This is a genomic window from Mycobacterium sp. 1165196.3, assembly GCF_001673415.1.
GTDB lineage: Bacteria > Actinomycetota > Actinomycetes > Mycobacteriales > Mycobacteriaceae > Mycobacterium > Mycobacterium europaeum_A.
Window position 1 is genome coordinate 1 of sequence record NZ_LZLU01000195.1, and the last position, 20,944, is coordinate 20,944.

Genomic DNA, 20,944 nt, shown 5'->3' on the forward strand with positions numbered 1-20,944 from the left:
TGCGGACCCCACCACCGCCTCCTCGAGAAGGGCTGGACCACCCGAAAACGCGCCAACGGCGACACCGAATGGATCCCCCCACCACACCTCGACCGCGGCCAACCCCGCACCAACACCTTCCATCACCCCGAAGAAATCCTCGCGGACGAGGACGACGACGATCCCTAGCGGCCACGATCCGTAGCTGCGAACGTCTTGATCCCGCGCCGAGCGACCGGGTAGCGTAGTGCTGCCAATTACGAAACTATGGGTAGCGTAATTGGTACCAAGCCACCGAGAGGATCTCCCGTGATGCGCAGCCGCTACGCCGGCGATCCCTTCACCACATCCACACCCGAGATCGCCGCCGTGCTAGAGGATGTCAGCATTCCCACGCTGTTGCTCTCGCTCGTCCACATCACCGGCGACCCACGGTTCATCCGCGACTTCAAGCAGATGGGCATCTTTCTCAACGAGGTCCAGGGGTTCATGTCAGAGGACGACAAGGCGCGGGCGCGCGCCGAGGCCCTGTCGGTCATCACCGAGTATCGCGACCGCGGTTGCCCCGAACCGCAGCCGCTGAGCCCCGAACTCATCAGGGAGATGATGGACTGGGCGGCTTGCGAACACGTGCCCGACGACTACTTGTCGCTGATCTCCGAAGAGCTCGACCTCGACGGCGTCGACCCTCGCCGGCCCGCCACATTGCCCGCCGAGCGCACCGCCGAACTTCCGGTCCTGGTCGTGGGATGCGGCGAATCGGGCATCCTGGCCGGCGTGCGCCTCAAGCAGGCCAACATCCCGTTCACCATCATCGAGAAGAACGCGGGCCCCGGCGGAACCTGGTGGGAGAACAGCTATCCCGGCGCCCGGGTGGATGTGGCGAACCATTTCTATTGCTACAGCTTCGAGCCCAACAACGACTGGACGCATTTCTTCGCCGAGCAATACGAGCTGCAAGACTATTTCACCAAGGTCATCGACAAACACGGCCTGGCAGACCATGTGCGTTGGCGGACCGAGGTTCTCGCGGCCGAATGGAATGACGACGACGGCGCGTGGAGCGTTTCGCTGCGCTCGTCCGACGGTCGGGCGACCACCGTGCGCGCCCGCGCGGTCATCACCGCGGTCGGGCAGCTGAACCGTCCGAACATCCCCGAGTTCGCCGGCGCGGACACCTTCGCGGGGCCGTCATTTCACTCGGCGGCCTGGGAACATTCGGTAGATCTCAACGGCAAGCGGGTCGCGCTCATCGGCGCCGGCGCCAGCGGATTCCAGATCGCCCCCGCGATCGCCGAGGACGTGGAGCACCTCACCGTGTTTCAGCGGACCGCGCAGTGGATGTTCCCGAACCCGATGTATCACGACGAGGTCGGCGACGGGGTGCGCTGGGCGATGCGCCATCTTCCGTTCTACGGCAGGTGGTATCGCTTCCTGGTGCTCTGGCCCGGCTCCGACAAGGGTCTCGACGCGGCCGAGGGTGACCCGGGTTACGCCGACCAGGAGCACGCCGTCAGCGACATCAACGCCGCCGCCCAGATGATGTTCTCGCAGTGGATCACCAGTCAGGTGAGCGAGGATTCCGAGTTGCTGGCCAAGGTGATGCCGGACTATCCCGCCTGCGGCAAACGCACCTTGCAGGACAACGGCAGTTGGCTGCGAACGCTGCAGCGCGACAACGTCGAATTGGTCCGCACACCCATCGACAAGATTACGCCAAACGGCATCGTCACAGGTGACGGTGTGGCTCATGACGTCGACGTCATCGTGTACGCCACCGGGTTTCGGCACACCGACGTGCTCTGGCCGCTGAAGGTCACCGGCCGAAACGGCACCGATCTGCATGAGATGTGGGGGAGCCGGCCATACGCCTACCTCGGCATCACGGTGCCGGAGTTCCCAAACTTCTTCATCGTCTACGGCCCGGGAACTCATCTGGCCCATGGCGGCAGCCTCATATTTCAGTCGGAGTTGCAAATGCGTTACATCGACCAGTGCCTGGCCCGACTGGCCGAAACCGGCGTGCATTCGCTCGAACCGAAACCCGAGGCCGCCACCGATTGGCACCGGCGGACGCAGACCCAGATCAAGAAGATGGTGTGGTCGCATCCGGCGGTCAAGCATTCGTATTTCAAGAACGCCGACGGGGAGATCCACACGGTGAGCCCATGGCGTCTCAACGAATACTGGTCGGCGGTGCGCGAGCCCGATTGGTCACAGTTTGTAGTCCGAACGAAAGATTCGGCGCGACAGGGAAAGTGAGCATGTCAATATGCGCACCGTAGTCGTCGACGGGCCCCGCAGCATTCGGGTGGACACCCGCCCCGATCCGGCGCTTCCGGGGCCCGACGGAGCGATCGTCGAGGTGAGCGCCGCGGGCATCTGCGGATCCGACCTGCACTTCTATGAGGCCGACTTTCCGATGCCCGACCCGATCGCGCTCGGCCACGAAGCGGTCGGCACCGTCGTGGAAGCCGGGCCGCAGGTGCGCGACGTCAAGGTCGGCGATCAGGTGATGGTCTCGTCGGTCACCGGTTGCGGCGCGTGCGCGGGCTGCGCCACCCGCGATCCGGTGATGTGTCACTCCGGATTTCAGATCTTCGGCGGCGGCGTGCTCGGCGGCGCGCAGGCCGACCTGCTCGCCGTGCCCGCCGCGGATTTCCAGCTGCTGAAGATGCCCGAGGGCATCAGCACCGAACAGGCACTGCTGCTCACCGACAACCTGGCCACCGGCTGGGCCGCGGCGCAGCGGGCCGACATTCCCTTCGGCGGCACGGTGGCAGTGATCGGCCTGGGCGCGGTCGGCCTGTGCTCGCTGCGCAGCGCGCTGTTTCAAGGTGCCGCAACGGTTTACGCGGTCGATCAGGTCGAAGGCCGGCTACAGCGGGCCGCCCAGTGGGGCGCGACGCCGGTGCAGGCGCCCGCGCTCGAGGCGATCCTGGCCGCCACCGGCGGCCGTGGCGCCGACGCGGTGATCGACGCCGTCGCGACGGACGCCTCCCTGACCGAGGCGATCAACGCCGTCCGGCCCGGCGGCACAGTCTCGGTGGTCGGCGTGCACGACATGAATCCGTTTCCCCTCAACGCGCTGGGCTGCCTGATCCGCAGCACCACGGTGCGGTTCACCACCGCACCGGTGCAGCGCACCTGGCCGGAACTGATTCCGTTGCTGCAGTCGGGCCGGCTCGACGTCGACGGGATCTTCACCACCACAATGCCGTTGGACGAGGCGGCCAAGGGCTACGCGACGGCGGAGTCGCGTTCGGGCGACGACGTGAAGATCCTGCTGAAACCCTAGGTGATCAGCGGGTCGCCGTGATGTATTGGGACCGCATGAAGCTGTCGATCTTGACGTCGACGTCAGGCGGGGTCATGCCGTAGCCGGCCTGTAGGTCGAGCGTGTTGCGGACGGGTTCGACGGCCCAATCGTGGGCCGCGAGCCACTCCGCGGGGTCAGACTGGGGTTCATAGGTCAGGGCCGAAAAGTCCACATTGCCGGACACATTCACCCCGGGGTGGCTCGCCTCCAGGGCGTGGAGCTGGTCGTGGTCCAGTCGCGATCCCAGCGCGCCGATGGCGATCCGGCTGCCCGGCGCGCTGAGCCCGCTGATCCGGGTGAAAAGCGCGTGTTGCGCCTCGTCGGTGAGGTAGGGGAGCAGCCCCTCCACCGACCAGGCGCTCGGGGTCTCCACGTCGAACCCGGCCGCTTCCAACGGCCGTGACCAGTCGGTGCGCAGATCGGCGGCGACCTCGACGCGACGGGCCTTCGGGGTCGCGCCCTGTTCGCCGAGGACGCGGGCCTTGAATTCGAGGACTTTCGGGAGATCGACTTCGAAAACCCTTGTGTCTCGCGGCCATTGGAGCCGATACGCCCGAGAATCCAGGCCGGCGGCTACGATCACCGCCTGCCGGATGCCCGCGGCTGCCGCGGCCTCGAAGAAGTCGTCGAAGAAGCGGGTCTGGACTCCGTAGAGGCGCGGGAAGGCCGTCTCGTCGTCGGAGGTACCGGGGTTGGCAAGCACACTCGCCAGATACGGGTCCTGCGAGGCGGCAATGAAGACTTTCGCGTATTCGTCGCGCACCAGCGGCCGCGGGCTCACGGCGTGCAGCGCTCGCCATCCCGCGACGAGCAGCGCCGTGTACCCCACGCTGCTGACGATGTCCCAGTTGTCGTCGTCGGAACGGAGTGACCCGAATTCGGGTGTCGTGCTCATGGTTGCCCTCCCGTCGGCGCCGGCGACGACAAGCCGCCGGGTCCACGGTACCCGTGGGGGCGGGCTCACAGCTCCAAGAGCACCGTCACCGGACCGTCGTTCACCAACTCGACCTGCATGTTCGCCCCGAACACCCCGGTCTGCACCTCGGCGCCCGACCGCCGTAACGCCTCGGCGAACTCCGTCACCAGCGGCTCGGCGACCGCTCCTGGAGCGGCCGCGTTCCACGACGGGCGGCGACCCTTGGCGGTGTCGGCGTACAGCGTGAACTGACTCACGACCAGGATGGGCGCGTTGACATCGGCCGCGGAGCGTTCGTCGGTGAGAATCCTTAGCTGCCAGAGCTTCTCAGCGAGCCGTCGCGCCTTGTCGCCGTCGTCGCCGTGGGTGACACCGACGAATGCCAACAGGCCCTGACCAGCCGGACGGATCGCGCCCACCACCGCGCCGTCCACCGAGACCGTTGCCGACGAAACCCGTTGCACCAACACCCGCATGGGCCTCGATGGTGCCAGACCGGCCCCGCGGATCTTGGGTACGCTCGATGAATGTCTGTGCTCGTCGCGTTTTCCGTCACCCCGATGGGGGTGGGCGAGGGGGTCGGTGAGATCGTCGCCGAAGCGGTTCGGGTGGTGCGCGATTCCGGGCTGCCCAACAAGACGGATGCGATGTTCACCGTCATCGAAGGCGAAACCTGGGCGGAGGTCATGGCCGTGGTGCAGCGTGCGGTCGAGGCGGTGGCCGCCCGGGCGCCCAGGGTCAGCACGGTGATCAAGGCGGACTGGCGCGCCGGGACGACCGACGCGATGACGCAGAAGGTCGCCACCGTCGAGCGTTACCTTTCCGAGGGCTAGCTGTACCGACCTGAGCCGTTAGGCTTCCGGACGAACGTCCTCGGAGCCGATGCGTAGGCTCGGGGCGGTGAGCACACGCGCAGGAATCGTTGTCACCGGAACCGAGGTCCTGACCGGTCGGGTTCAAGATGCGAACGGCCCCTGGATCGCCGATCGCCTCTTGGAGCTGGGCGTCGAGCTGGGCCACATCACCATCTGCGGTGACCGGCCGGCCGACATCGAAGCGCAGCTGAGGTTCCTGGCCGACCAGGGCGTGGACCTGATCGTCACCAGCGGGGGCCTGGGGCCGACGGCCGACGACATGACCGTCGAGGTGGTCGCGCGCTTCTGCGAGCGCGAGTTGGTGTTGGACGCCGAGGTCGAGGAGAAGATCGCCAACATCCTCAAGAAGCTGATGGGCCGCAACCCCGCGTTCCAATCCGCCTTGGATCCCGGCACTTTCGAGTCGCTGCGGGCAGCCAATCGCAAGCAGGCCATGGTGCCGGCCGGGGCGCAGGTGCTCGACCCGGTGGGGACCGCTCCCGGTGTCGTCGTGCCCGGCAAGCCGACGGTGATCGTGCTCCCGGGTCCGCCGCGCGAGCTGCAGCCGATGTGGCACACCGCCATCGAGACGCCCGCGGCGCAGGAGGCGATCGCCGGCCGGACCGTCTATCGGCAGGAGATGCTGCGCATGTTCGGGCTGCCGGAGTCGGGACTGGCCGAAACGCTGCGCGACGCCGAAACGGCCGTGCCCGGCTTCGAACAACTGGAGATCACCACCTGCCTGCGGCGCGGCGAGATCGAGATGGTCACCCGCTACGAGCCGGACGCCGCGGACGCGTACGCGCAGTTGACCAAGCTGCTGCGCGAGCGGCACGGGCATCAGCTGTACTCCGAGGACGGTTCGCGCGTCGACGATCTGGTGGCCCAGCTGCTGGCCGGCCATCGGATCGCGACGGCGGAGTCCTGCACCGCGGGCCTGCTGGCCGCGCGGCTGACCGACCGGCCCGGGTCGTCGCATTACGTGGCCGGCGGCGTCGTGTCCTACTCGAACGAGGCGAAGGTGGAGCTGCTCGGCGTCGACCCCGCGCTGATCGACGCGCACGGCGCGGTGTCCGAGCCGGTGGCCGAGGCAATGGCCGCGGGTGCGTTGCAACGCTTCGGCGCCGACACCGCGATCGCGATCACCGGAATCGCGGGCCCGGGCGGGGGGACCGAGGAAAAGCCGGTGGGCACAGTCTGCTTCAGCGTGACGGCCGCCGGCCGGACCGATACCCGCACACTGCGGCTACCCGGCAACCGCTCGGATATCCGGGAGCGCTCGACCACGGTGGCCATGCACTTGCTGCGACGCCTACTGGACAACAGCGACTAGCGTCACGTCACTTCGCTTGCCAGGAAAGCGCTTTCGGTGGTGCCGAACCGGATTCCGGTGGCGTCCCTTCCGATCAGCGTCAGCCCCGCCACCGCGATCAGCACCGGCACGATCGTGGCCGCCAACGCGAACGGATAGCCGTGCGATTCGGCGAGGCGTTCCTGGATCGGTAGGTTGAACGCCGCCAGCAGGTTGCCCAGCTGATAGGTCACCCCGGGATAGAGGCCGCGGATGGCGTCCGGCGACATCTCGGTGAGGTGCGCGGGAATCACGCCCCACGCGCCCTGCACGAAGAGCTGCATCAAAAACGAACCCAGGCACAGCATCGCGGCGCTGCGCGAGTACGCGAACAACGGGACGATGGGCAGCGCCAGGATCGCACAGAAGACGACGGTGTAGCGGCGGCTGAAGCGCTGCGACAGCGTGCCGAAGACCAGGCCCCCGACGATGGCGCCGACGTTGTAGACCACCACGATCCACTTGACCGTCGTGCTGGACAGACCGGCGCCCTGATTGGCGTGCGCCCCCAGGAAGGTGGGATAGACGTCCTGCGTGCCGTGGCTCATCCAGTTGAAGGCCGTCATCAGCAGCACCAGGTAGATGAACCGACGGATGATGGCGCCGCTGCGCAGCACGTCGCGGATCCGGGTGCTGGTGAGCTTCATCTGATCCTGGGCGGCTTCCCACACCTCGGACTCCTCCACGCGGTAGCGGATGACCAGGCTGATCAACGCGGGGACGATGCTCAGACCGAACAGCCACCGCCACGACAGCCCGATCCAGTCGATCACCACCAGCGAGGCGACGCTGGCCAGCAGGTAGCCGAACGCGTACCCCTCCTGCAGCAGCCCGGAAAAGAACCCGCGCCGCTCGACGGGAACCTTCTCCATGGCGAGCGCGGCGCCCAGCCCCCATTCGCCGCCCATGCCGATGCCGTACAGCAATCGCAGGATGACCAGCACGGTGAAATTGGGGGCGAATGCGCACAGGAAGCCGACCACGGAATAGAACATCACGTCGACCATCAGCGGCAGCCTCCTGCCGACGCGGTCGGCCCAGAGGCCGAACAGCAGCGCGCCGACGGGCCGCATGATGAGGGTGGCAGTGGTGACGAACGCGACCTCGGCCTTGCTGTGATGGAACGTCTTGGCGATGTCGGCGTAGACGAGCACGACGATGAAGTAATCGAAGGCGTCCATCGTCCAGCCCAGTAGCGCCGCGATGAAGGAGTTTCGCTGATCGGCGGTCAACTTCTGACGAGGGCGTGGTGTGGTCACGTCAGCATCGTGGCTTACCCAGCGCGCCGGCGCGAGTTGTTTCACCATGTGGACCGCGGGAGTAAGTTCCGGATACATGCGGATCATCGACGCCGACGGACACGTGGCCGAGAATTCCTCGCTGGCAATCGAAGCGATCAAACGATGGCCGCAGCACGTCAGGCCCAGCACCGACGGCCGGCCGGGATTGACGCTCGAGGGCCGCAACTACCCCGAGGACACGGGTCCGGGCGCGGGTTGCCCGCCCGAACACGGGATCAGTAGGGCGCCCGACATCAACTGCCGCTCACCCGAGGGCGTGCTGGGGGACGCCGATCGCGACCACATCGACACGATGGTGCTGTATCCCAGCATGGGGTTGTGCGCGCCCAGCCTCGAGGACCCGGAGTTCGCTGCGGGATTCTCGAGGCTGTACAACCAGTGGATCGCGGACTACTGCGCCTCATCGGGTGGCCGGTTGCGCGGCGTCGCCGTCACACCGATCGAGCACGGCCGCGTCGCCGTCGACGTCATGACGGAGGCCAAAGAGCTTGGGCTGGTTGCCACCTTGGTGCCGCCGGCGCTCAAGAGCCGCAACCTCGACCACCCCGACCTCGATCCGTTCTACGCCGCCGCCGTCGAGCTCGGCATGCCGTTGGGGGTGCACGGCGCCCCGGGCATTCACCTGCCCAAGATCGGTGTGGACCGTTTCACGAATTACATTCAGGTGCACTGCATCAGCTTCCCCTTCGATCAGATGACGGCGATGACCGCGATGGTCTCCGGCGGCGTCTTCGAGCGCCACCCCGAGTTGCGGGTCGCCTTCCTCGAGGCCGGCGCGGGCTGGGTCCCGTTCTTCATCGACCGACTGCACGAGCATTACGAAAAGCGCGGCGACTGGGTCAAGGGCGGCTGGCGCCGCGATCCGCACGACTATCTGGCCGCGGGCAACATCTGGGTGACGTGCGAGCCGGAGGAACCGATCCTGCCCGGCGTGATCGACGTGCTGGGCGACGATTTCATCATGTTCGCCAGCGACTACCCGCACTGGGACGGTGAGTGGCCGGAGAGCACCAAACACCTGCGCACGCGAACCGACCTCAGTGAGGACTCGCGGGAAAAGATCGGCGGCTTGAACGCGCAGCGCTTCTACAATCTGAACTGAGCTCCGCCGCTTACTCCCGGCCCCGACGGGTGGCAGGATTTGCGACCATGGGCCCATTTCTGTTGCGCGCCGCGTTGACCGGCCTGGCGCTGTGGATCGTCACCCTTTTCGTGCACGGCCTTAGCTTCGTGGGCGGGGACACGAAGCTGGAACGCGTCGGCATCATCTTCGTCGTCGCCGTGATCTTCGGGTTGGTCAACGCGTTCATCAAGCCGATCGTCCAGATCCTGTCGATCCCGCTGTACATCCTGACGCTCGGCCTGTTCCATGTCGTCGTCAATGCGCTGATGCTGTGGATCACCGCGCGGATCACCGAGCACACCACGCACTGGGGATTGCAGATCGATCACTTCTGGTGGACCGCGATCTGGGCCGCGATCGTACTGTCGATCGTTAGTTGGTTGCTGTCCTTGGTGATTCGGCGTACCGGCGCCCGGCGCTAGCCGTCATTGGCCAGGTTCACCACATCGCCCGCGCAACCCCAGGACAAGGTGACGCCGTTGCCGCCGTGCCCGTAATTGTGTATGCACCGCGCCCGCCCCAGCGGCTCGGCTTCCACCCGCACCGAAGGACGGTCGGGACGCAGGCCGGTGATCACCTCGATCACCTCGGCGTCGTTCAGGCGCGGCTCGACGCGGCGACAGCGCCGCAGGATGCGTTGCGTCACGTCGGGGTCGGCCGCGGTGTCCCAGCGCCCGGGGATGCTGACGCCGCCGCAGACCACCCGTTGCGGATGGGGGAAGTAGCAGGTCCAGTCCGGGCCGCCGTCGGTTTCCACAAACAATTGCCGCAGACCGGGATTGGTGAGCACCACATGCTGGCCGAACAATGGCTGCATGGTGTCGTCGCCGACCAGCGCGCCGGCGGCCAGCCCGGCGCAGTTGACGACGATTTCGGCGGCGTCGGCGGCCTCGTCGAGCGTCCGCACGGGATGCTCCTCGATTTCGCCGCCGGCCGACGCCAGCCGTCGGGTCAGGTAGTCGAGATAGTGCGGCATGTCGATCATGGGCAGGGTCGCGCGAAACCCGGTGCGGGAGCCCTCGGGGAGATCGGCCGGGTCGGCCGGCCGCAGGTCGGGAATCAACGCCGCCGCCGCCGATGACATCGCCTCGGTCGCGGTCAGTTCACCGGCGGCCAGCGCCGGCGCCAGCTGGACCCCGGAGTCGGGATCGTCGGCAAGATCGGTGAACACCCGCAGCGAGCGCTCGGTCCACTCCAGCGTCTCGGCTGCGCGATCGGCGGGTCGTGGGGGGAGCCAGACGGCGCCGGCCACCGCCGAGGTCGTCTGCTTGCGCGTGGCGGCCGCCCATACCCGTACCGGCCAGCCGGCCTCGGCCAAACAGATGGCCGACGTCAGCCCGCTGACGCCGGCGCCGACGACGACAATCTGCTGCGAAGGTGCCACGGCGCCACGGTAACGAAAACGGCCCGGCCGCGGAACGGGCCGAGGGTCGATCAGGGTCGATCAGGAATGCGCGCCCTGCGGGGCCGGCGAAGCGGGGGAAGCCGCCGGCGCTTGCGGGGCCGGCGAGGCGGGTGAAGCCGCCGGGGCCTGGGGGGCCGGCGAGGCCGACGGCGCCCGCTGGGCACCCCCGCCCAGCAGGCTGTTGAGGATGCCGAGCGTGCCCTGCACACCCGCGGGCGGCGCGCTCGACGGCACCGCGGCGTCCGGCGTCAGCTGCCAGGGCTGGCAGCCCGAGGTCTTGAACGCTTTGTCGCCCGGATCGATCTGCACGACCTGGGGCTTCTTGGACATGGCGTTGTCGATGATGTTGCCGTCGGGGTTGCCGGTCCGCTTCCAGTAGCAGGTGCCGTCGCCGACGGGACCCCCGGAGCTGTATATGCCCGGCACGATGTCGCTACCCACCGCGTAGATGCCGTCCTTGTCGATGGACGTCTTCGGTTCCGCCGGCGCGGGCGAGGCCCCCGGGGACGCGGCCGGCGACGGCGACGCCGAAGGTGCCGGCCCGGGCGCCGGCCCCCGCGTCTCGTCCGGATCGGCGCTGGCGACGACCGTGGACGCGGCCCAGCCCGCGACCATCAGACTCGCAGCGACCACCCTCGCCGCAGCAGGTACTCCACCCATAGAGATCGAGGGTACCGGGGCGGACAACCTAATTCATATCGTTGTGAAATCTGCGGAGTGGCAAAGAACGGCTAATCCAGCCGCCGGACCCGGCCCGCGTAGCCGAGCGCGTGCTCGTAGGTCGCGAGGTTGTCGCGGGAGATCTTCGCGTGCACCGGGCGTTCGAGAAAGAAGCGCAGCACCGGGTTGTAGGCGTGGTACGTCTCGTGGAAGGTCAGCACGGTGGTGCCGTCCGGCTGCTCTTCGAGCCGGTGATATCCCTCGGCCCGCGACCACAGCGGGGCGCCAACGGCGACGTAGCGCGACAGCTTGTTGAGCTCGGCCTCGGTCACGGTTTCCCAGGATCGCGCCCTACCGCCGGACAGCAGGTATTTGGGCACTTCGAAGATGCAGGTCCGGACCAGGCCCTCGCCGGCTTCGTTGCCCTCGTTGAGGATTTCCATGCTGCCGTTGGGCCACTCGAGCACCCGCGGCCGCGGGGCGTTCGGTGGGGCCGGCGGATGCAGCACCCGCCACACTTTGCGCGGCGGCGCATCGACGTGGAATCGCACGGTGTAGGACTGCATCAGCTGGCTCCGACGGGCCGTTCCCAGGTGTCCCAGTACGTGATGGTCTCCGCGGGCGGCCGCTTGGCCGGCCGGAAGTCGGTGCCGATCGTGTAGGCGACGGGGAACAGCGCCGCCTGCGTGACGGTCGGCGGGATGCCGAGCAGTTCGGCGACCTCCTTCTCCTTGAACAGATGCATCGTCGTCCACACCGATCCCAGCCCGCGCGAGCGCAGCGCCAGCAGAAAACTCCACCCCGCGGGGATGATGGATGCCCAGGCCGCCGCGGCGATGCCCGGTTCCGCGGTGTCGATGCGCTCGGTGAGGCAGGGGATGACGTGCACGGGCACCTCCGCCAGCGTCTCGGTCAGGCTCATCGCGCTCTGGTACACCCGCTGCGTTTGGGCGTCGGTCGCGTTGTCGGCCGCGTAGGCCAGGTACTGGGCGCCGATGCTGCGGTAGATCTCGGCGATCGCGGCGCGCTTGTCCGCGTCGGTGATGACCAGCCAGCGCCAGTTTTGCGTGTTGCTCGCCGTGGGCGCCTGCATCGCCAGCTGGATGCACTCCAGGATCACGTCGCGACCGACCGGGCGGGTCAGGTCGAGGCGTTTGCGGACCGACCGTGTGGTGCTCAGCAGCTCGTCGACGGTGGCGATGTCCATGGGTTCCTTTCCGATGGGTGATCAGAGGTCGATGGCGCAGGACTTGTCGATGCAAAGGCATTGGCGCGCAGGGTATCCCGGACAACTGGCGGATGCGGCGACACAGTCGTCGATCATGGCGGCTTCACCGCCGGGGCCATCCGGGACGTTGATACGGGCCATCGCGCACTCCTGCCCGCGCAGACAAGGCGGAAACAAGCTAGCCAGCTGAGCAAACCAGACTCGTCGCTCGGCTGTCTAGGGCGCGGGGTCGCGGTTGAGGATGCGGTTGGCGTCACCGACCATCTCGGTGACGATCTCCGCGGCGGGCCGAACCTCGCGGACGCGCCCCACCCCTTCGCCGGTGAGGATGGCGGCGGTATCGAAATCCTCTGCGGCTACCGCTTTTTCGTAGGCGTCGATCGCTTCGGGCAGCCGCGCCGACAGCTCGGCCTCGTTGCCGTGCCAGGTGTTCAGGAAGGCGTTGTTCAGGGCCCGCACGGTGTATCCGGTGGGCCAATCGAGGCGGCGCACGACGTCGTAGACCCGGGTGCGCACGGTGTCGTCACCGCCGGCCGCCACTGCGCGCCGCTGCGCTTGGGGTGAGACGAGCGCTTCCGGCGTCGCCCAGAACCGGGTACCGACTACGGCGCCGTCGGCGCCCAACGCGAGCGCGGCGGCCAATCCGCGGCCATCGCCGACGCCACCCGCGGCCGCCACCAACGTGGCCGGAGAGCGGTCCGCCACGAAGTCGACGACCTCGGGCACCAGGGTGAAGGTCGACCGCACGCTCATGCCGTGCCCGCCGGCCTCGCCGCCCTGCGCCACGATGACTTCCGCACCGGCATCGAGCGCGCGACGGGCCTGATCTAGGTTCTGCACCTGCGCGATCAGCGGAACGCCGGCCGCATGGATGCGATCGGCGAAGGGCGCCAACTCGCCGAACGACAGCATCACGGCCGCCGGATCCCTTTCCAGCGCGACGTCGAGCACCTCCGGATTGCGGGCCAGGCTCCAGGTGATGAACCCGTATCCGACCCGGGCGCCGGCGGCCCGGTCGATCTGCGTCTGCAGCCATTCGGCGTCGGGATAGCCCCCACCGATGAGCCCCAGTCCGCCCGCCCGTGTCACCGCCGCCGCCAGCCGGCCCCCGGAGACCAGGGCCATCGGCGCGAGCAGGATCGGGTGCTCGATCCCGAACAGGTCGGTCAGGCGTGTCGGCAAACCCGTGGCGGCGCTCACTTGAGTTCACCGGTGAGGAACTGGGCCCTCCCGTGGCCGAAAGACCAGTCCTCGTCGTCGTTTTCGGTGACCGAGACGATCAGGTCGGCGGGGTCGAGCCCGCACCGGTCGGCGAGGCGCGACGCCAGCAGTTCATAGAACTTCTGCTTGAGCTCGCGCGGCCGCCGTCGGCTTACCACGTGCAAGATCACCTGGCGAGACGACCGATCGATGCCCAGACCGGTGTCCAGCGTGACGATTTCATGTACCGGGTGGGTATGCACCACCTGGTAACGATCCCGCGGCGGAACGCCGAACGCCTCGACGACCGTGTCGTGGATCGCGTCCAGCAGGGCGCGAACCTCCGAGGGCGTACGACCCTCGATGAGGTCGATGTACAACAGCGGCATTTTTCCTCCTGCGAACAACAGCGCGGATTGCGCTCCCAGTGCAACCGACGTTAGGTCTTCGGGAATCCCGCGTGAAATGCCTTGTGTGAAGGATCTATGCTCATCGAGCATGGACGCGGTGCAGTCCGGGCGAGTCGAGTTGCGTCACCTCCGGGCGTTCGAAGCGGTGGCCCGCCTCGAATCGTTCACGCTGGCCGCGCAGGAGCTCAGCATCACCCAGCCCGCGCTGAGCCGAACCATCAAACAGCTCGAAGACGCGCTCGAAGCGTCGCTGCTAGACCGCAGTTCGCGCCACGTGGCGACCACCCCGGCCGGGCGGGTCTTCCTCGGTCACGTCGAGCGGGTCCTGGCCGAGCTGGGGCGTGGGGTCGACGCCGTCCGGCAACAAGCGAGCATCCGCCTCGGATTCAGCTGGCTGCTGCCCGACCCGTGGGCGCAGGACACCGTCGCGCGGTTCGAGCGGACCACCCGGACCACCGTCAGCCTGATCCGCACCGACGACGCGCTCGGGGCGGTCCAGCAGGGCCGGGTGGACATCGCCCTGGTGCGCGGCCACGTGACCTCGACCGCCGTTCGAATCGTGCACCTTTTCGATGAGCCCCGGGTGGCGGTGTGTTCGGTGCATTCGCCCCTGGCCAAGCGGGCGAAGCTGGACTGGGCCGAGGTGCCACGCTGGCCGCTGGTGGTCAACACGGCCAGTGGTACCACCGGGCCCTGGTCGTGGCCGGCGGGGGATGGGCCGGAAACCATTGTCGAGACAACGAATTTCGACGAGTGGATCGAATCCGTCGCGGCCGACCGCGGCATCGGGGTCATTCCCGACGTTGCGATCAGGCGCAACATCCACCCCGGCGTGCGGTTCGTCGCGCTGCGAGGCGCGCCCGACATTCCCGTCGCGTTGGCGTTTGTGAAGCGGGCCAACGGCCCCGTGCTGCGGCGCTTCATCGAGGCGGCCGTGGACGCCGCGGCAAACCAGTGACGGCTTCGGGCGGGGGTGCCGTCAGGCCAGCGGCGCCAGGCCGGAGCGCACCAGATCAAGACTCGCGGTGACGGCGTCGGCGAGATCGCCGGAACAACCGAGCTGATCGCGCCCGAACACGTTCCCGCCCAACTGGTCTCGCGTGTCTCCGGCCGCGATCACCGGGCCTCGTTCGTGCAGATCCACTTCGCGCTGGGCGGGCTGCCCGAATTCGCCCCGCCCTATGAGTTCCTCAATGAGGAAGGAATGCAACAGTCGGTCGGAATCTTCGGGTCACCCGAGGAGCAACAGCTGCACTGGGAAAACTGCCGCCGGGGCGTCATTCCGGACAACCCGTCGATGGGCATGCAGATCCCGTCGGTGCACGATCCCAGCATGGCGCCGCCCGGCAAGCACGCGGCCAGCGCATTCGCTTACGCGTTTCCGGTCGAAGTCGCCCGCGACCAGCATGGCCATCTCAAAAACGCGATGGCGCAACGGGTTATCGACAAGATCACCCGATTGGCGCCGAACTTCAAGGACATCGTGATCCGCCACATCACCTTCGCGCCCTACCCATGAACACCATGTTCGGCGCGCCCTCGGGCGACTTCTGCCACGGACTGCTCCACCCCGACCTGATGGGCCCGAACCGGCCCGGCCCGAAGGGCTTTGTCGACATGCCCATCGAAATCGACGGTCTCTATCTCGCCGGCGCCGGATGCCACGGCGGGCCCGGCATCACGTTCACTCCCGGCTACAACGCCGCCTATCAGGTTCTCGACGACGCGTCGTGACGGGCCCGATCAGCCGCCGAAGACCGCGGTGAGCTGAGCCTGCGCGGTCGCGACGCCGCCGATCGTCTGCGCCGCCTGCACCCCGGCCAGACCGGCGGGCAGCTGATAGTCGTTGGGCAGCTGATAGAGGGTGAACCGGTAGTGATGCGTACCGGTTCCCGCCGGGGGACAGGGCCCCTTGTACGCCGGCTGGCCGGCCGTGTTGGGCAGCGCGGTCGCCCCGGCCGGGGTCTGACCATCGGCGGTGCTTCCGGAACCAGGCGGGATTCCGACGACGACCCAGTGGACGTACAGCCCGTTGACGGCGTCGGGGTCGTCGACCACCAGGGCCGCACCCAGCGGCGCCGACCACGCCAACGGCGGCGCGATGTCGGCGCCCTTGCAGGTGTACTGCACCGGGATCGGGGCCCCGTCGGCGAAAGCGGGACTGCTGATGGTCAGCGGTCCGTCGGCGGGCGCGCGCGGCGCCGTGCGACCGAGGGTGGTGATCTTCGGCGCCGACGACGTCGTCATGTGGCCATCGCCGTGGCCGCCGCAGCCGGCCAGCGCCGGCGCCATCGCCAGCACACCGATGATCGCTGCGATTCGGTGCGGCCTGCCCGCCGGCGTAGGTTCCATGACTACCAGTCTGACTCGCGCGCTCACACTCGGGAAGGGCCCGATTTCACCCGCGCGAGGCCAAGCTACTTGCCGCGCTGCTCGACTTCGAGGACCCGCTTGCGCAGTCCCTCGGTGGCGGTGTCCATCAGGCTCTTGGCCCCCTTCTTGACCAGAAATCCGGGGACGGGCGCCACCAGGTCGACGGTGAGCTCGAAACGGACCCGGGTGCCGTCCCCCTCGGGGGTCAGCGTGTACCGACCCTCTTGAGCGCGTTGCTGTTTGGAGCTGACTAACGTCCAGCCGACGCCGTCGTCGTGAACGGTGTAGGCGAGCTCCTGTTCGTCGCTGACGCCGACGAGCTTGACGACCTGTCTGGATCGCCTCGGATGGTTCTGGTCGTCACGTTCGAGCACCTCGACCTTCTTGTGCGCCGACGACCACTCGGTCAACGACTCGAGGTCGAACAGCACGTCCATGATTTCGTCGGGCGTCGCCTCGATGACGACTTCGCGGGAATCGGTGATAGCCATTCCGGGGTGATAGCCCGAGCGGTCTGCCCCGAAACCAGTCCCACGGTGGGGTCTAGCGAGTCGTCTGGGCGCCGAGCTGGGCGAGTCGGGGCAGGACGACGTCGCGCCATCCCGGCCCCATGCGCTCGAACGCCCGGGCCATGCGGCCGTCGCCGAGGTCAAAGCCGCTGTGTTCCAAGAAGACTCGGGTGCCGTCGCCTTCGGCTTCCAACCGCCAGGTCAGCGTCCAGGCCGCGGTGAACGTGTAGACGAACCGGTGCGGTGCGTCGACCTCGAGCACCGTGCAGGGCTGCTTGCCATAACCCGGCATGTCGAGCGTGAACTGGTGTCCCACCACCGCGGCCACCTGCCCCTCGGCCCACCAGAGCTTTATCAGCGCGGGTTCGGTGAGCAATCGCCACACGGTGGCCGGTGGCGCCGCGACGAATTGATCGACCCGGACCGTCGCGGACCGTGACGTTTCGGTCATTCCAGCTCCTGTGCTACCTCGGCGAGCTTGGCCAGTCGGCCGCGCCAGAACTTCTCGAAGGGATGCAGCCAGTCGCCGAGGTCTGCCAACGGCTCGGCGGTCAGGCGGTAAATGCGATGACGCCCCTGCGGCCGGTCGGCGACCAGTCCCGCGTCACGCAGCACCTTGAGGTGCTCGGCGACGGCGGGGCGGCTGAGCTCGAAGCGATCGCTGAGTTCTCCCGCCGAGAGCGGTTGGGCGGCGAGGATCTCCAGCAGTTCGCGCCGCACCGGATTGGCCAGGGCGAGGAAGACGCGATCGACGCTGTGCACGTCCGCCAACATACGTCGGGAATTTCCGACATGTCAACCATGTCCGACATAAGAAGCGGGCGGCGACCGCTTGCCGGGGCGGCTACCTTCGGAGGCTGTGCAACTCGCCTGGGAACGGTTGACCGCCACCGCGCGTCGCTGCCGGCTTCCGTTCTGCGACGTGACCGTCGGGCTGGTGTGGGGCCGCACCGGCGCATTGCTCGTCGACACCGGGACCACGCTCACCGAGGCCGCCGCGATCGACGCCGACGTCCGGCTGCTTGCCGGGCGCCCGGTGACCCATATCGTGTTGACGCACAAGCACTTGACCACGTACTCGGTGCGTCGCTGTTCGCCGGGGCGAAGGTTTTCTGCGCCCCCGAGGTGGTCGAATACCTTTCCTCGTCAACCGGCGACCTGCGCCAGGACGCGCTGCGTCATGGCGGCGACCCCGCGGAAGTGGACGCGGCGATCGCGGCTCTGCGGCCCCCGCGCGGTGGAGGTCACGACGCCGTCATCGACCTGGGGGACCGGGCGGTGACGATCGCCCACCTCGGCCGGGGCCACACCGCGTCGGACTTGGTGGTGGTCGTGCCCGCAACGGAAGGCGGCGATCCGACCGTGGTGTTCACCGGTGACTTGGTGGAGCAGTCCGGCGACCCCGCGATCGACGCCGACTCCGATATCGCGGCCTGGCCCACGACCCTGGATCGGCTACTGGCGGTCGGTGGGCCCACGGCGATCTACGTCCCCGGCCATGGCAGCGTCGTCGACGCAAGATTCGTCCGGCGCCAGCGAGACTGGCTGGCCCGTCGTGCGGCGGCCCCGTGATCGATACCGTATCGAAAGGTATTGTCTCCCAAGGCGTTGAAACCGCACCGCGCCGCGGTGCCTCGCTGTCCCAACGTCCTCAGCCATCCGGTGGTTCACGCCGGTCACCGGTCCGCCACCGAAAAGCTCTCGCAAGTACATGGCGGGGCAACAGTTTTGGCTCAAGTCGTTCGAGCCCTGATTGAACTGCCGTTTCCGGGGATAGACTCACGTTCAGTGGAATCATGCGCGCGAAGGAGCGAAGACATGGCGATCATTGATAAGGACACGCAAGTCCGGCCATCGTTTGACGACGAGGTCGCTGCCACGCAGCAATACTTCGACGACCCGCGCTTCTCTCGCATCACGCGCCTCTTCACGGCCCGCCAGGTAGCAGAGCAACGCGGCACCATCCCCACCGATTACACCGTCGCCCGCAACGCGGCGGCCGCGTTCTATGAGCGGCTGCGCGAGCTGTTCGCCGAGAAGAAGAGCATCACCACGTTCGGTCCGTACTCGCCCGGCCAGGCCGTCGCGATGAAGCGGATGGGCATCGAGGGGATCTACCTCGGTGGTTGGGCGACGTCGGCCAAGGGTTCCACCACCGAGGATCCCGGCCCCGACCTCGCCAGCTACCCGCTGAGCCAGGTGCCCGACGACGCCGCGGTGCTGGTGCGCGCGCTGCTGACCGCCGACCGCAACCAGCAGTACCTGCGCCTGAACATGAGTGAGCAGCAGCGGGCGACCGCCACCGAATACGACTACCGGCCGTTCATCATCGCCGACGCGGACACCGGCCACGGTGGTGACCCGCACGTGCGCAACCTCATCCGCCGGTTCGTCGAGGTCGGGGTCCCGGGGTACCACATCGAGGATCAGCGTCCCGGCACCAAGAAGTGCGGCCACCAGGGCGGCAAGGTGCTGGTGCCGTCGGACGAGCAGATCAAACGCCTCAACGCCGCGCGCTTCCAGCTCGACATCATGAAGGTGCCGGGCATCATCGTCGCCCGCACCGATGCCGAGGCGGCCAACCTGCTCGACAGCCGGGCCGACGAGCGCGATCAGCCGTTCCTGCTCGGCGCCACCAACCTCAACATCCCGTCGTACAAGTCCTGTTTCCTGGCGATGGTGCGTCGCTTCTACGAGCTGGGCGTCAAAGACCTCAACGGTCACCTTCTCTATGCACTGCCCGAAGGGGAGTACGCCGAGGCCGGCGCCTGGCTGGAGCGCCAGGGCATCCAGGGCGTCATCTCCGACGCGGTCAACACCTGGCGCGAGAACGGTCAAAAGTCGATCGACGACCTGTTCGACCAGGTCGAGTCGCGGTTCGTGGCGGCCTGGGAGGACGATGCCGGGCTGATGACCTACGGCGAGGCCGTGGCCGAGGTGCTCGAATTCGATGCGAGCGAGGGCGAGCCGGCCGACATGAGCGTCGACGAGTGGCGAGCGTTCGCGGCGCGCGCTTCCTTGTACTCGGCCAAGACCAAGGCGAAGGAATTGGGCGTCGACCCGGGTTGGGACTGCGAGCTGTCGAAGACCCCCGAGGGCTACTACCAGATCCGCGGCGGCATCCCGTACGCCATCGCGAAGTCACTGGCGGCCGCGCCGTTTGCCGACATCCTCTGGATGGAGACCAAGACCGCCGACCTGGCCGACGCCAAGCAGTTCGCCGACGCCATCCACGCCGAGTTCCCCGACCAGATGCTGGCCTACAACCTGTCGCCGTCGTTCAACTGGGACACCACCGGCATGACCGACGAGCAGATGAAGCAGTTCCCCGAGGAACTGGGCAAGATGGGCTTCGTCTTCAACTTCATCACCTACGGCGGCCACCAGATCGATGGCGTCGCGGCCGAAGAGTTCGCCACCTCGCTGCAACAGGACGGCATGCTGGCGCTGGCCCGCCTGCAGCGCAAGATGCGTCTGGTCGAATCCCCTTACCGCACACCGCAAACCCTGGTCGGCGGGCCGCGCAGCGACGCGGCGCTGACCGCGTCGTCGGGTCGCACCGCGACCACCAAGGCGATGGGCGAGGGATCGACCCAGCACCAGCACCTGGTACAGACCGAGGTGCCGAAGAAGCTGCTCGAGGAGTGGCTGGCGATGTGGAGCGAGAACTACAGCCTGGGCGAGAAGCTGCGCGTGCAGCTGCGGCCCCGCCGGGCCGGCTCGGACGTGCTGGAACTCGGGATTTACGGCAACGACGACGAGCAGTTGGCCAACGTCGTCGTCGACCCGATCAAGGACCGGCACGGCCGCAGCATCCTTCAGGTCCGCGACCAGAACACCTTCGCCGAGAAGCTGCGGCAGAAGCGACTGATGACGTTGATCCACCTCTGGCTGGTGCACCGCTTCAAGGCCGACGCGGTGATCTATGTGACGCCGACCGAGGACAACCAGTATCAGACGTCGAAGATGAAGTCGCACGGCATCTTCAGCGAGGTCTACCAGGAGGTCGGCGAGATCATCGTCGCCGAGGTGAACCGGCCCCGCATCGCCGAACTGCTGCAGCCCGACCGGGTCGCGCTGCGCAAGCTGATCACCAAGGAAGATTAGCCAGCCACCCGACGGCGGCCGCCCGATCGACCGATGCGGCGGCCGCTAACGGAGTCATCATCCAGCGCCGACGTGCACCGGCGCGCCGCCCGAGCCCGGCGCGGGCCGCTCCCGCCACCCGCGCATTCGACGTGCCCCGGTTCGCCGTGCGACACGATGCCAAAAATTTACCCTGCGCATAGTTGCACAGGTGTAGGATTTAGCTAGTA

The 20,944-nt window shown here is 67.6% G+C and carries 19 protein-coding genes and 4 pseudogenes; 10 read left to right on the forward strand and 13 right to left on the reverse strand.

Features of this window, described 5'->3' with window-relative positions:
• The first annotated feature begins 291 nt into the window (after nt 1–291).
• A complete protein-coding gene (locus A5659_RS20115) occupies nt 292–2,241 on the forward strand; it encodes an NAD(P)/FAD-dependent oxidoreductase (protein WP_067183719.1) in 1,950 nt (649 codons plus the stop codon).
• Between the two features lie 10 nt (nt 2,242–2,251).
• Nucleotides 2,252–3,371: pseudogene (locus tag A5659_RS20120) on the forward strand (alcohol dehydrogenase catalytic domain-containing protein).
• Here the strand turns inward: A5659_RS20120 and A5659_RS20125 are convergent.
• Together A5659_RS20125 and dtd are read right to left on the reverse strand one after the other, a co-directional pair.
• Nucleotides 3,282–4,193 carry an SAM-dependent methyltransferase gene (locus tag A5659_RS20125; protein WP_067183726.1) on the reverse strand — a complete coding sequence of 304 codons (912 nt, stop codon included), beginning with the start codon at nt 4,191–4,193 and terminating at the stop codon, nt 3,282–3,284. The pseudogene A5659_RS20120 and the gene A5659_RS20125 sit on opposite strands and share 90 nt — an antisense overlap.
• Nucleotides 4,194–4,258: 65 nt before the next feature.
• Nucleotides 4,259–4,690 (reverse strand): D-aminoacyl-tRNA deacylase, encoded by a 432-nt coding sequence (dtd, locus tag A5659_RS20130; RefSeq protein ID WP_066876658.1) that lies wholly within the window; start codon nt 4,688–4,690, stop codon nt 4,259–4,261.
• A gap of 51 nt (nt 4,691–4,741) precedes the next feature.
• On the opposite strand from dtd, the gene A5659_RS20135 reads away from it, so the two are divergent.
• Together A5659_RS20135 and A5659_RS20140 are read left to right on the forward strand one after the other, a co-directional pair.
• Complete coding sequence (locus tag A5659_RS20135; RefSeq protein ID WP_066863327.1) at nt 4,742–5,047, forward strand: MTH1187 family thiamine-binding protein; 306 nt, start codon at nt 4,742–4,744, stop codon at nt 5,045–5,047.
• Nucleotides 5,048–5,096: 49 nt separating this feature from the next.
• Complete coding sequence (locus tag A5659_RS20140) at nt 5,097–6,401, forward strand: competence/damage-inducible protein A (RefSeq protein ID WP_067183729.1); 1,305 nt, start codon at nt 5,097–5,099, stop codon at nt 6,399–6,401.
• Between the two features lie 2 nt (nt 6,402–6,403).
• Here A5659_RS20140 and A5659_RS20145 read toward each other — a convergent pair whose 3' ends face one another.
• Nucleotides 6,404–7,756, reverse strand: a complete 1,353-nt coding sequence (locus tag A5659_RS20145) for a sialate:H+ symport family MFS transporter (protein WP_255364653.1) — start codon at nt 7,754–7,756, stop codon at nt 6,404–6,406.
• Here A5659_RS20145 and A5659_RS20150 point away from each other — a divergent pair.
• The gene (locus A5659_RS20150; protein ID WP_066863317.1) at nt 7,755–8,822 is read left to right on the forward strand and encodes an amidohydrolase family protein; all 1,068 of its coding nucleotides are present in this window, start codon (nt 7,755–7,757) and stop codon (nt 8,820–8,822) included. The genes A5659_RS20145 and A5659_RS20150 overlap by 2 nt on opposite strands.
• Nucleotides 8,823–8,869: 47 nt before the next feature.
• Complete coding sequence (locus tag A5659_RS20155; protein ID WP_066876664.1) at nt 8,870–9,265, forward strand: phage holin family protein; 396 nt, start codon at nt 8,870–8,872, stop codon at nt 9,263–9,265.
• Here the strand turns inward: A5659_RS20155 and A5659_RS20160 are convergent.
• The 6 genes and pseudogenes from A5659_RS20160 to A5659_RS20185 all read right to left on the reverse strand — a co-directional run bounded on the left by A5659_RS20160 (nt 9,262) and on the right by A5659_RS20185 (nt 13,725).
• On the reverse strand, nt 9,262–10,227 hold the full coding sequence (locus A5659_RS20160) for an FAD-dependent oxidoreductase (protein WP_067183736.1): 966 nt from the start codon (nt 10,225–10,227) through the stop codon (nt 9,262–9,264). The two genes, A5659_RS20155 and A5659_RS20160, sit on opposite strands and share 4 nt — an antisense overlap.
• Before the next feature lie 162 nt (nt 10,228–10,389).
• Nucleotides 10,390–10,941 (reverse strand): annotated as a pseudogene (locus A5659_RS28265) (hypothetical protein); the annotation flags it as partial.
• Nucleotides 10,942–10,979: 38 nt separating this feature from the next.
• Nucleotides 10,980–11,474 (reverse strand): SRPBCC family protein, encoded by a 495-nt coding sequence (locus A5659_RS20170; protein WP_066863309.1) that lies wholly within the window; start codon nt 11,472–11,474, stop codon nt 10,980–10,982.
• A complete protein-coding gene (locus A5659_RS20175; protein ID WP_066863306.1) occupies nt 11,474–12,115 on the reverse strand; it encodes a nitroreductase family protein in 642 nt (213 codons plus the stop codon). Before A5659_RS20175 ends, A5659_RS20170 begins: the two co-directional genes overlap by 1 nt.
• Nucleotides 12,116–12,352: 237 nt before the next feature.
• On the reverse strand, nt 12,353–13,336 hold the full coding sequence (locus tag A5659_RS20180; RefSeq protein ID WP_082976133.1) for a nitronate monooxygenase family protein: 984 nt from the start codon (nt 13,334–13,336) through the stop codon (nt 12,353–12,355).
• On the reverse strand, nt 13,333–13,725 hold the full coding sequence (locus A5659_RS20185; protein WP_067183741.1) for a tautomerase family protein: 393 nt from the start codon (nt 13,723–13,725) through the stop codon (nt 13,333–13,335). Before A5659_RS20185 ends, A5659_RS20180 begins: the two co-directional genes overlap by 4 nt.
• Nucleotides 13,726–13,834: 109 nt before the next feature.
• Here A5659_RS20185 and A5659_RS20190 point away from each other — a divergent pair, with 109 nt between their 5' ends.
• Both A5659_RS20190 and A5659_RS20195 read left to right on the forward strand, forming a co-directional pair.
• Nucleotides 13,835–14,704: a LysR family transcriptional regulator gene (locus tag A5659_RS20190; RefSeq protein WP_067023917.1), complete on the forward strand. Its 870-nt coding sequence runs from the start codon at nt 13,835–13,837 to the stop codon at nt 14,702–14,704.
• A gap of 96 nt (nt 14,705–14,800) precedes the next feature.
• A pseudogene (locus tag A5659_RS20195) lies at nt 14,801–15,480 on the forward strand (phytoene desaturase family protein); the annotation flags it as partial.
• Nucleotides 15,481–15,489: 9 nt separating this feature from the next.
• Here the strand turns inward: A5659_RS20195 and A5659_RS20200 are convergent.
• The 4 genes from A5659_RS20200 to A5659_RS20215 form a co-directional block, all read right to left on the reverse strand.
• Nucleotides 15,490–16,098 carry a YbhB/YbcL family Raf kinase inhibitor-like protein gene (locus A5659_RS20200; protein ID WP_066863297.1) on the reverse strand — a complete coding sequence of 203 codons (609 nt, stop codon included), beginning with the start codon at nt 16,096–16,098 and terminating at the stop codon, nt 15,490–15,492.
• A gap of 65 nt (nt 16,099–16,163) precedes the next feature.
• The gene (locus A5659_RS20205; protein ID WP_066863295.1) at nt 16,164–16,610 is read right to left on the reverse strand and encodes an SRPBCC family protein; all 447 of its coding nucleotides are present in this window, start codon (nt 16,608–16,610) and stop codon (nt 16,164–16,166) included.
• Nucleotides 16,611–16,662: 52 nt separating this feature from the next.
• The gene (locus A5659_RS20210) at nt 16,663–17,079 is read right to left on the reverse strand and encodes an SRPBCC domain-containing protein (protein WP_066863292.1); all 417 of its coding nucleotides are present in this window, start codon (nt 17,077–17,079) and stop codon (nt 16,663–16,665) included.
• Nucleotides 17,076–17,402: a helix-turn-helix transcriptional regulator gene (locus A5659_RS20215; protein WP_066863289.1), complete on the reverse strand. Its 327-nt coding sequence runs from the start codon at nt 17,400–17,402 to the stop codon at nt 17,076–17,078. Before A5659_RS20215 ends, A5659_RS20210 begins: the two co-directional genes overlap by 4 nt.
• Before the next feature lie 85 nt (nt 17,403–17,487).
• On the opposite strand from A5659_RS20215, the pseudogene A5659_RS20220 reads away from it, so the two are divergent.
• A pseudogene (locus A5659_RS20220) lies at nt 17,488–18,200 on the forward strand (MBL fold metallo-hydrolase).
• Nucleotides 18,201–18,446: 246 nt separating this feature from the next.
• Entirely contained in the window at nt 18,447–20,735 is a 2,289-nt protein-coding gene (gene aceA, locus A5659_RS20225) for an isocitrate lyase ICL2 (RefSeq protein WP_066863286.1), read from the forward strand.
• The last annotated feature ends 209 nt before the right edge of the window (nt 20,736–20,944 follow it).

Coding starts and splice junctions, on each gene's coding strand:
- A5659_RS20115 (WP_067183719.1), top strand. CDS start 292: ATGCGCAGCCGCTACGCCGGCGATCCCTTCACCACATCCACACCCGAG.
- A5659_RS20125 (WP_067183726.1), bottom strand. CDS start 4,193: ATGAGCACGACACCCGAATTCGGGTCACTCCGTTCCGACGACGACAAC.
- dtd (WP_066876658.1), bottom strand. CDS start 4,690: ATGCGGGTGTTGGTGCAACGGGTTTCGTCGGCAACGGTCTCGGTGGAC.
- A5659_RS20135 (WP_066863327.1), top strand. CDS start 4,742: ATGTCTGTGCTCGTCGCGTTTTCCGTCACCCCGATGGGGGTGGGCGAG.
- A5659_RS20140 (WP_067183729.1), top strand. CDS start 5,097: ATGCGTAGGCTCGGGGCGGTGAGCACACGCGCAGGAATCGTTGTCACC.
- A5659_RS20150 (WP_066863317.1), top strand. CDS start 7,755: ATGCGGATCATCGACGCCGACGGACACGTGGCCGAGAATTCCTCGCTG.
- A5659_RS20145 (WP_255364653.1), bottom strand. CDS start 7,756: ATGTATCCGGAACTTACTCCCGCGGTCCACATGGTGAAACAACTCGCG.
- A5659_RS20155 (WP_066876664.1), top strand. CDS start 8,870: ATGGGCCCATTTCTGTTGCGCGCCGCGTTGACCGGCCTGGCGCTGTGG.
- A5659_RS20170 (WP_066863309.1), bottom strand. CDS start 11,474: ATGCAGTCCTACACCGTGCGATTCCACGTCGATGCGCCGCCGCGCAAA.
- A5659_RS20175 (WP_066863306.1), bottom strand. CDS start 12,115: ATGGACATCGCCACCGTCGACGAGCTGCTGAGCACCACACGGTCGGTC.
- A5659_RS20185 (WP_067183741.1), bottom strand. CDS start 13,725: ATGCCGCTGTTGTACATCGACCTCATCGAGGGTCGTACGCCCTCGGAG.
- A5659_RS20190 (WP_067023917.1), top strand. CDS start 13,835: ATGGACGCGGTGCAGTCCGGGCGAGTCGAGTTGCGTCACCTCCGGGCG.
- A5659_RS20200 (WP_066863297.1), bottom strand. CDS start 16,098: ATGGAACCTACGCCGGCGGGCAGGCCGCACCGAATCGCAGCGATCATC.
- A5659_RS20205 (WP_066863295.1), bottom strand. CDS start 16,610: ATGGCTATCACCGATTCCCGCGAAGTCGTCATCGAGGCGACGCCCGAC.
- A5659_RS20210 (WP_066863292.1), bottom strand. CDS start 17,079: ATGACCGAAACGTCACGGTCCGCGACGGTCCGGGTCGATCAATTCGTC.
- A5659_RS20215 (WP_066863289.1), bottom strand. CDS start 17,402: ATGTTGGCGGACGTGCACAGCGTCGATCGCGTCTTCCTCGCCCTGGCC.
- aceA (WP_066863286.1), top strand. CDS start 18,447: ATGGCGATCATTGATAAGGACACGCAAGTCCGGCCATCGTTTGACGAC.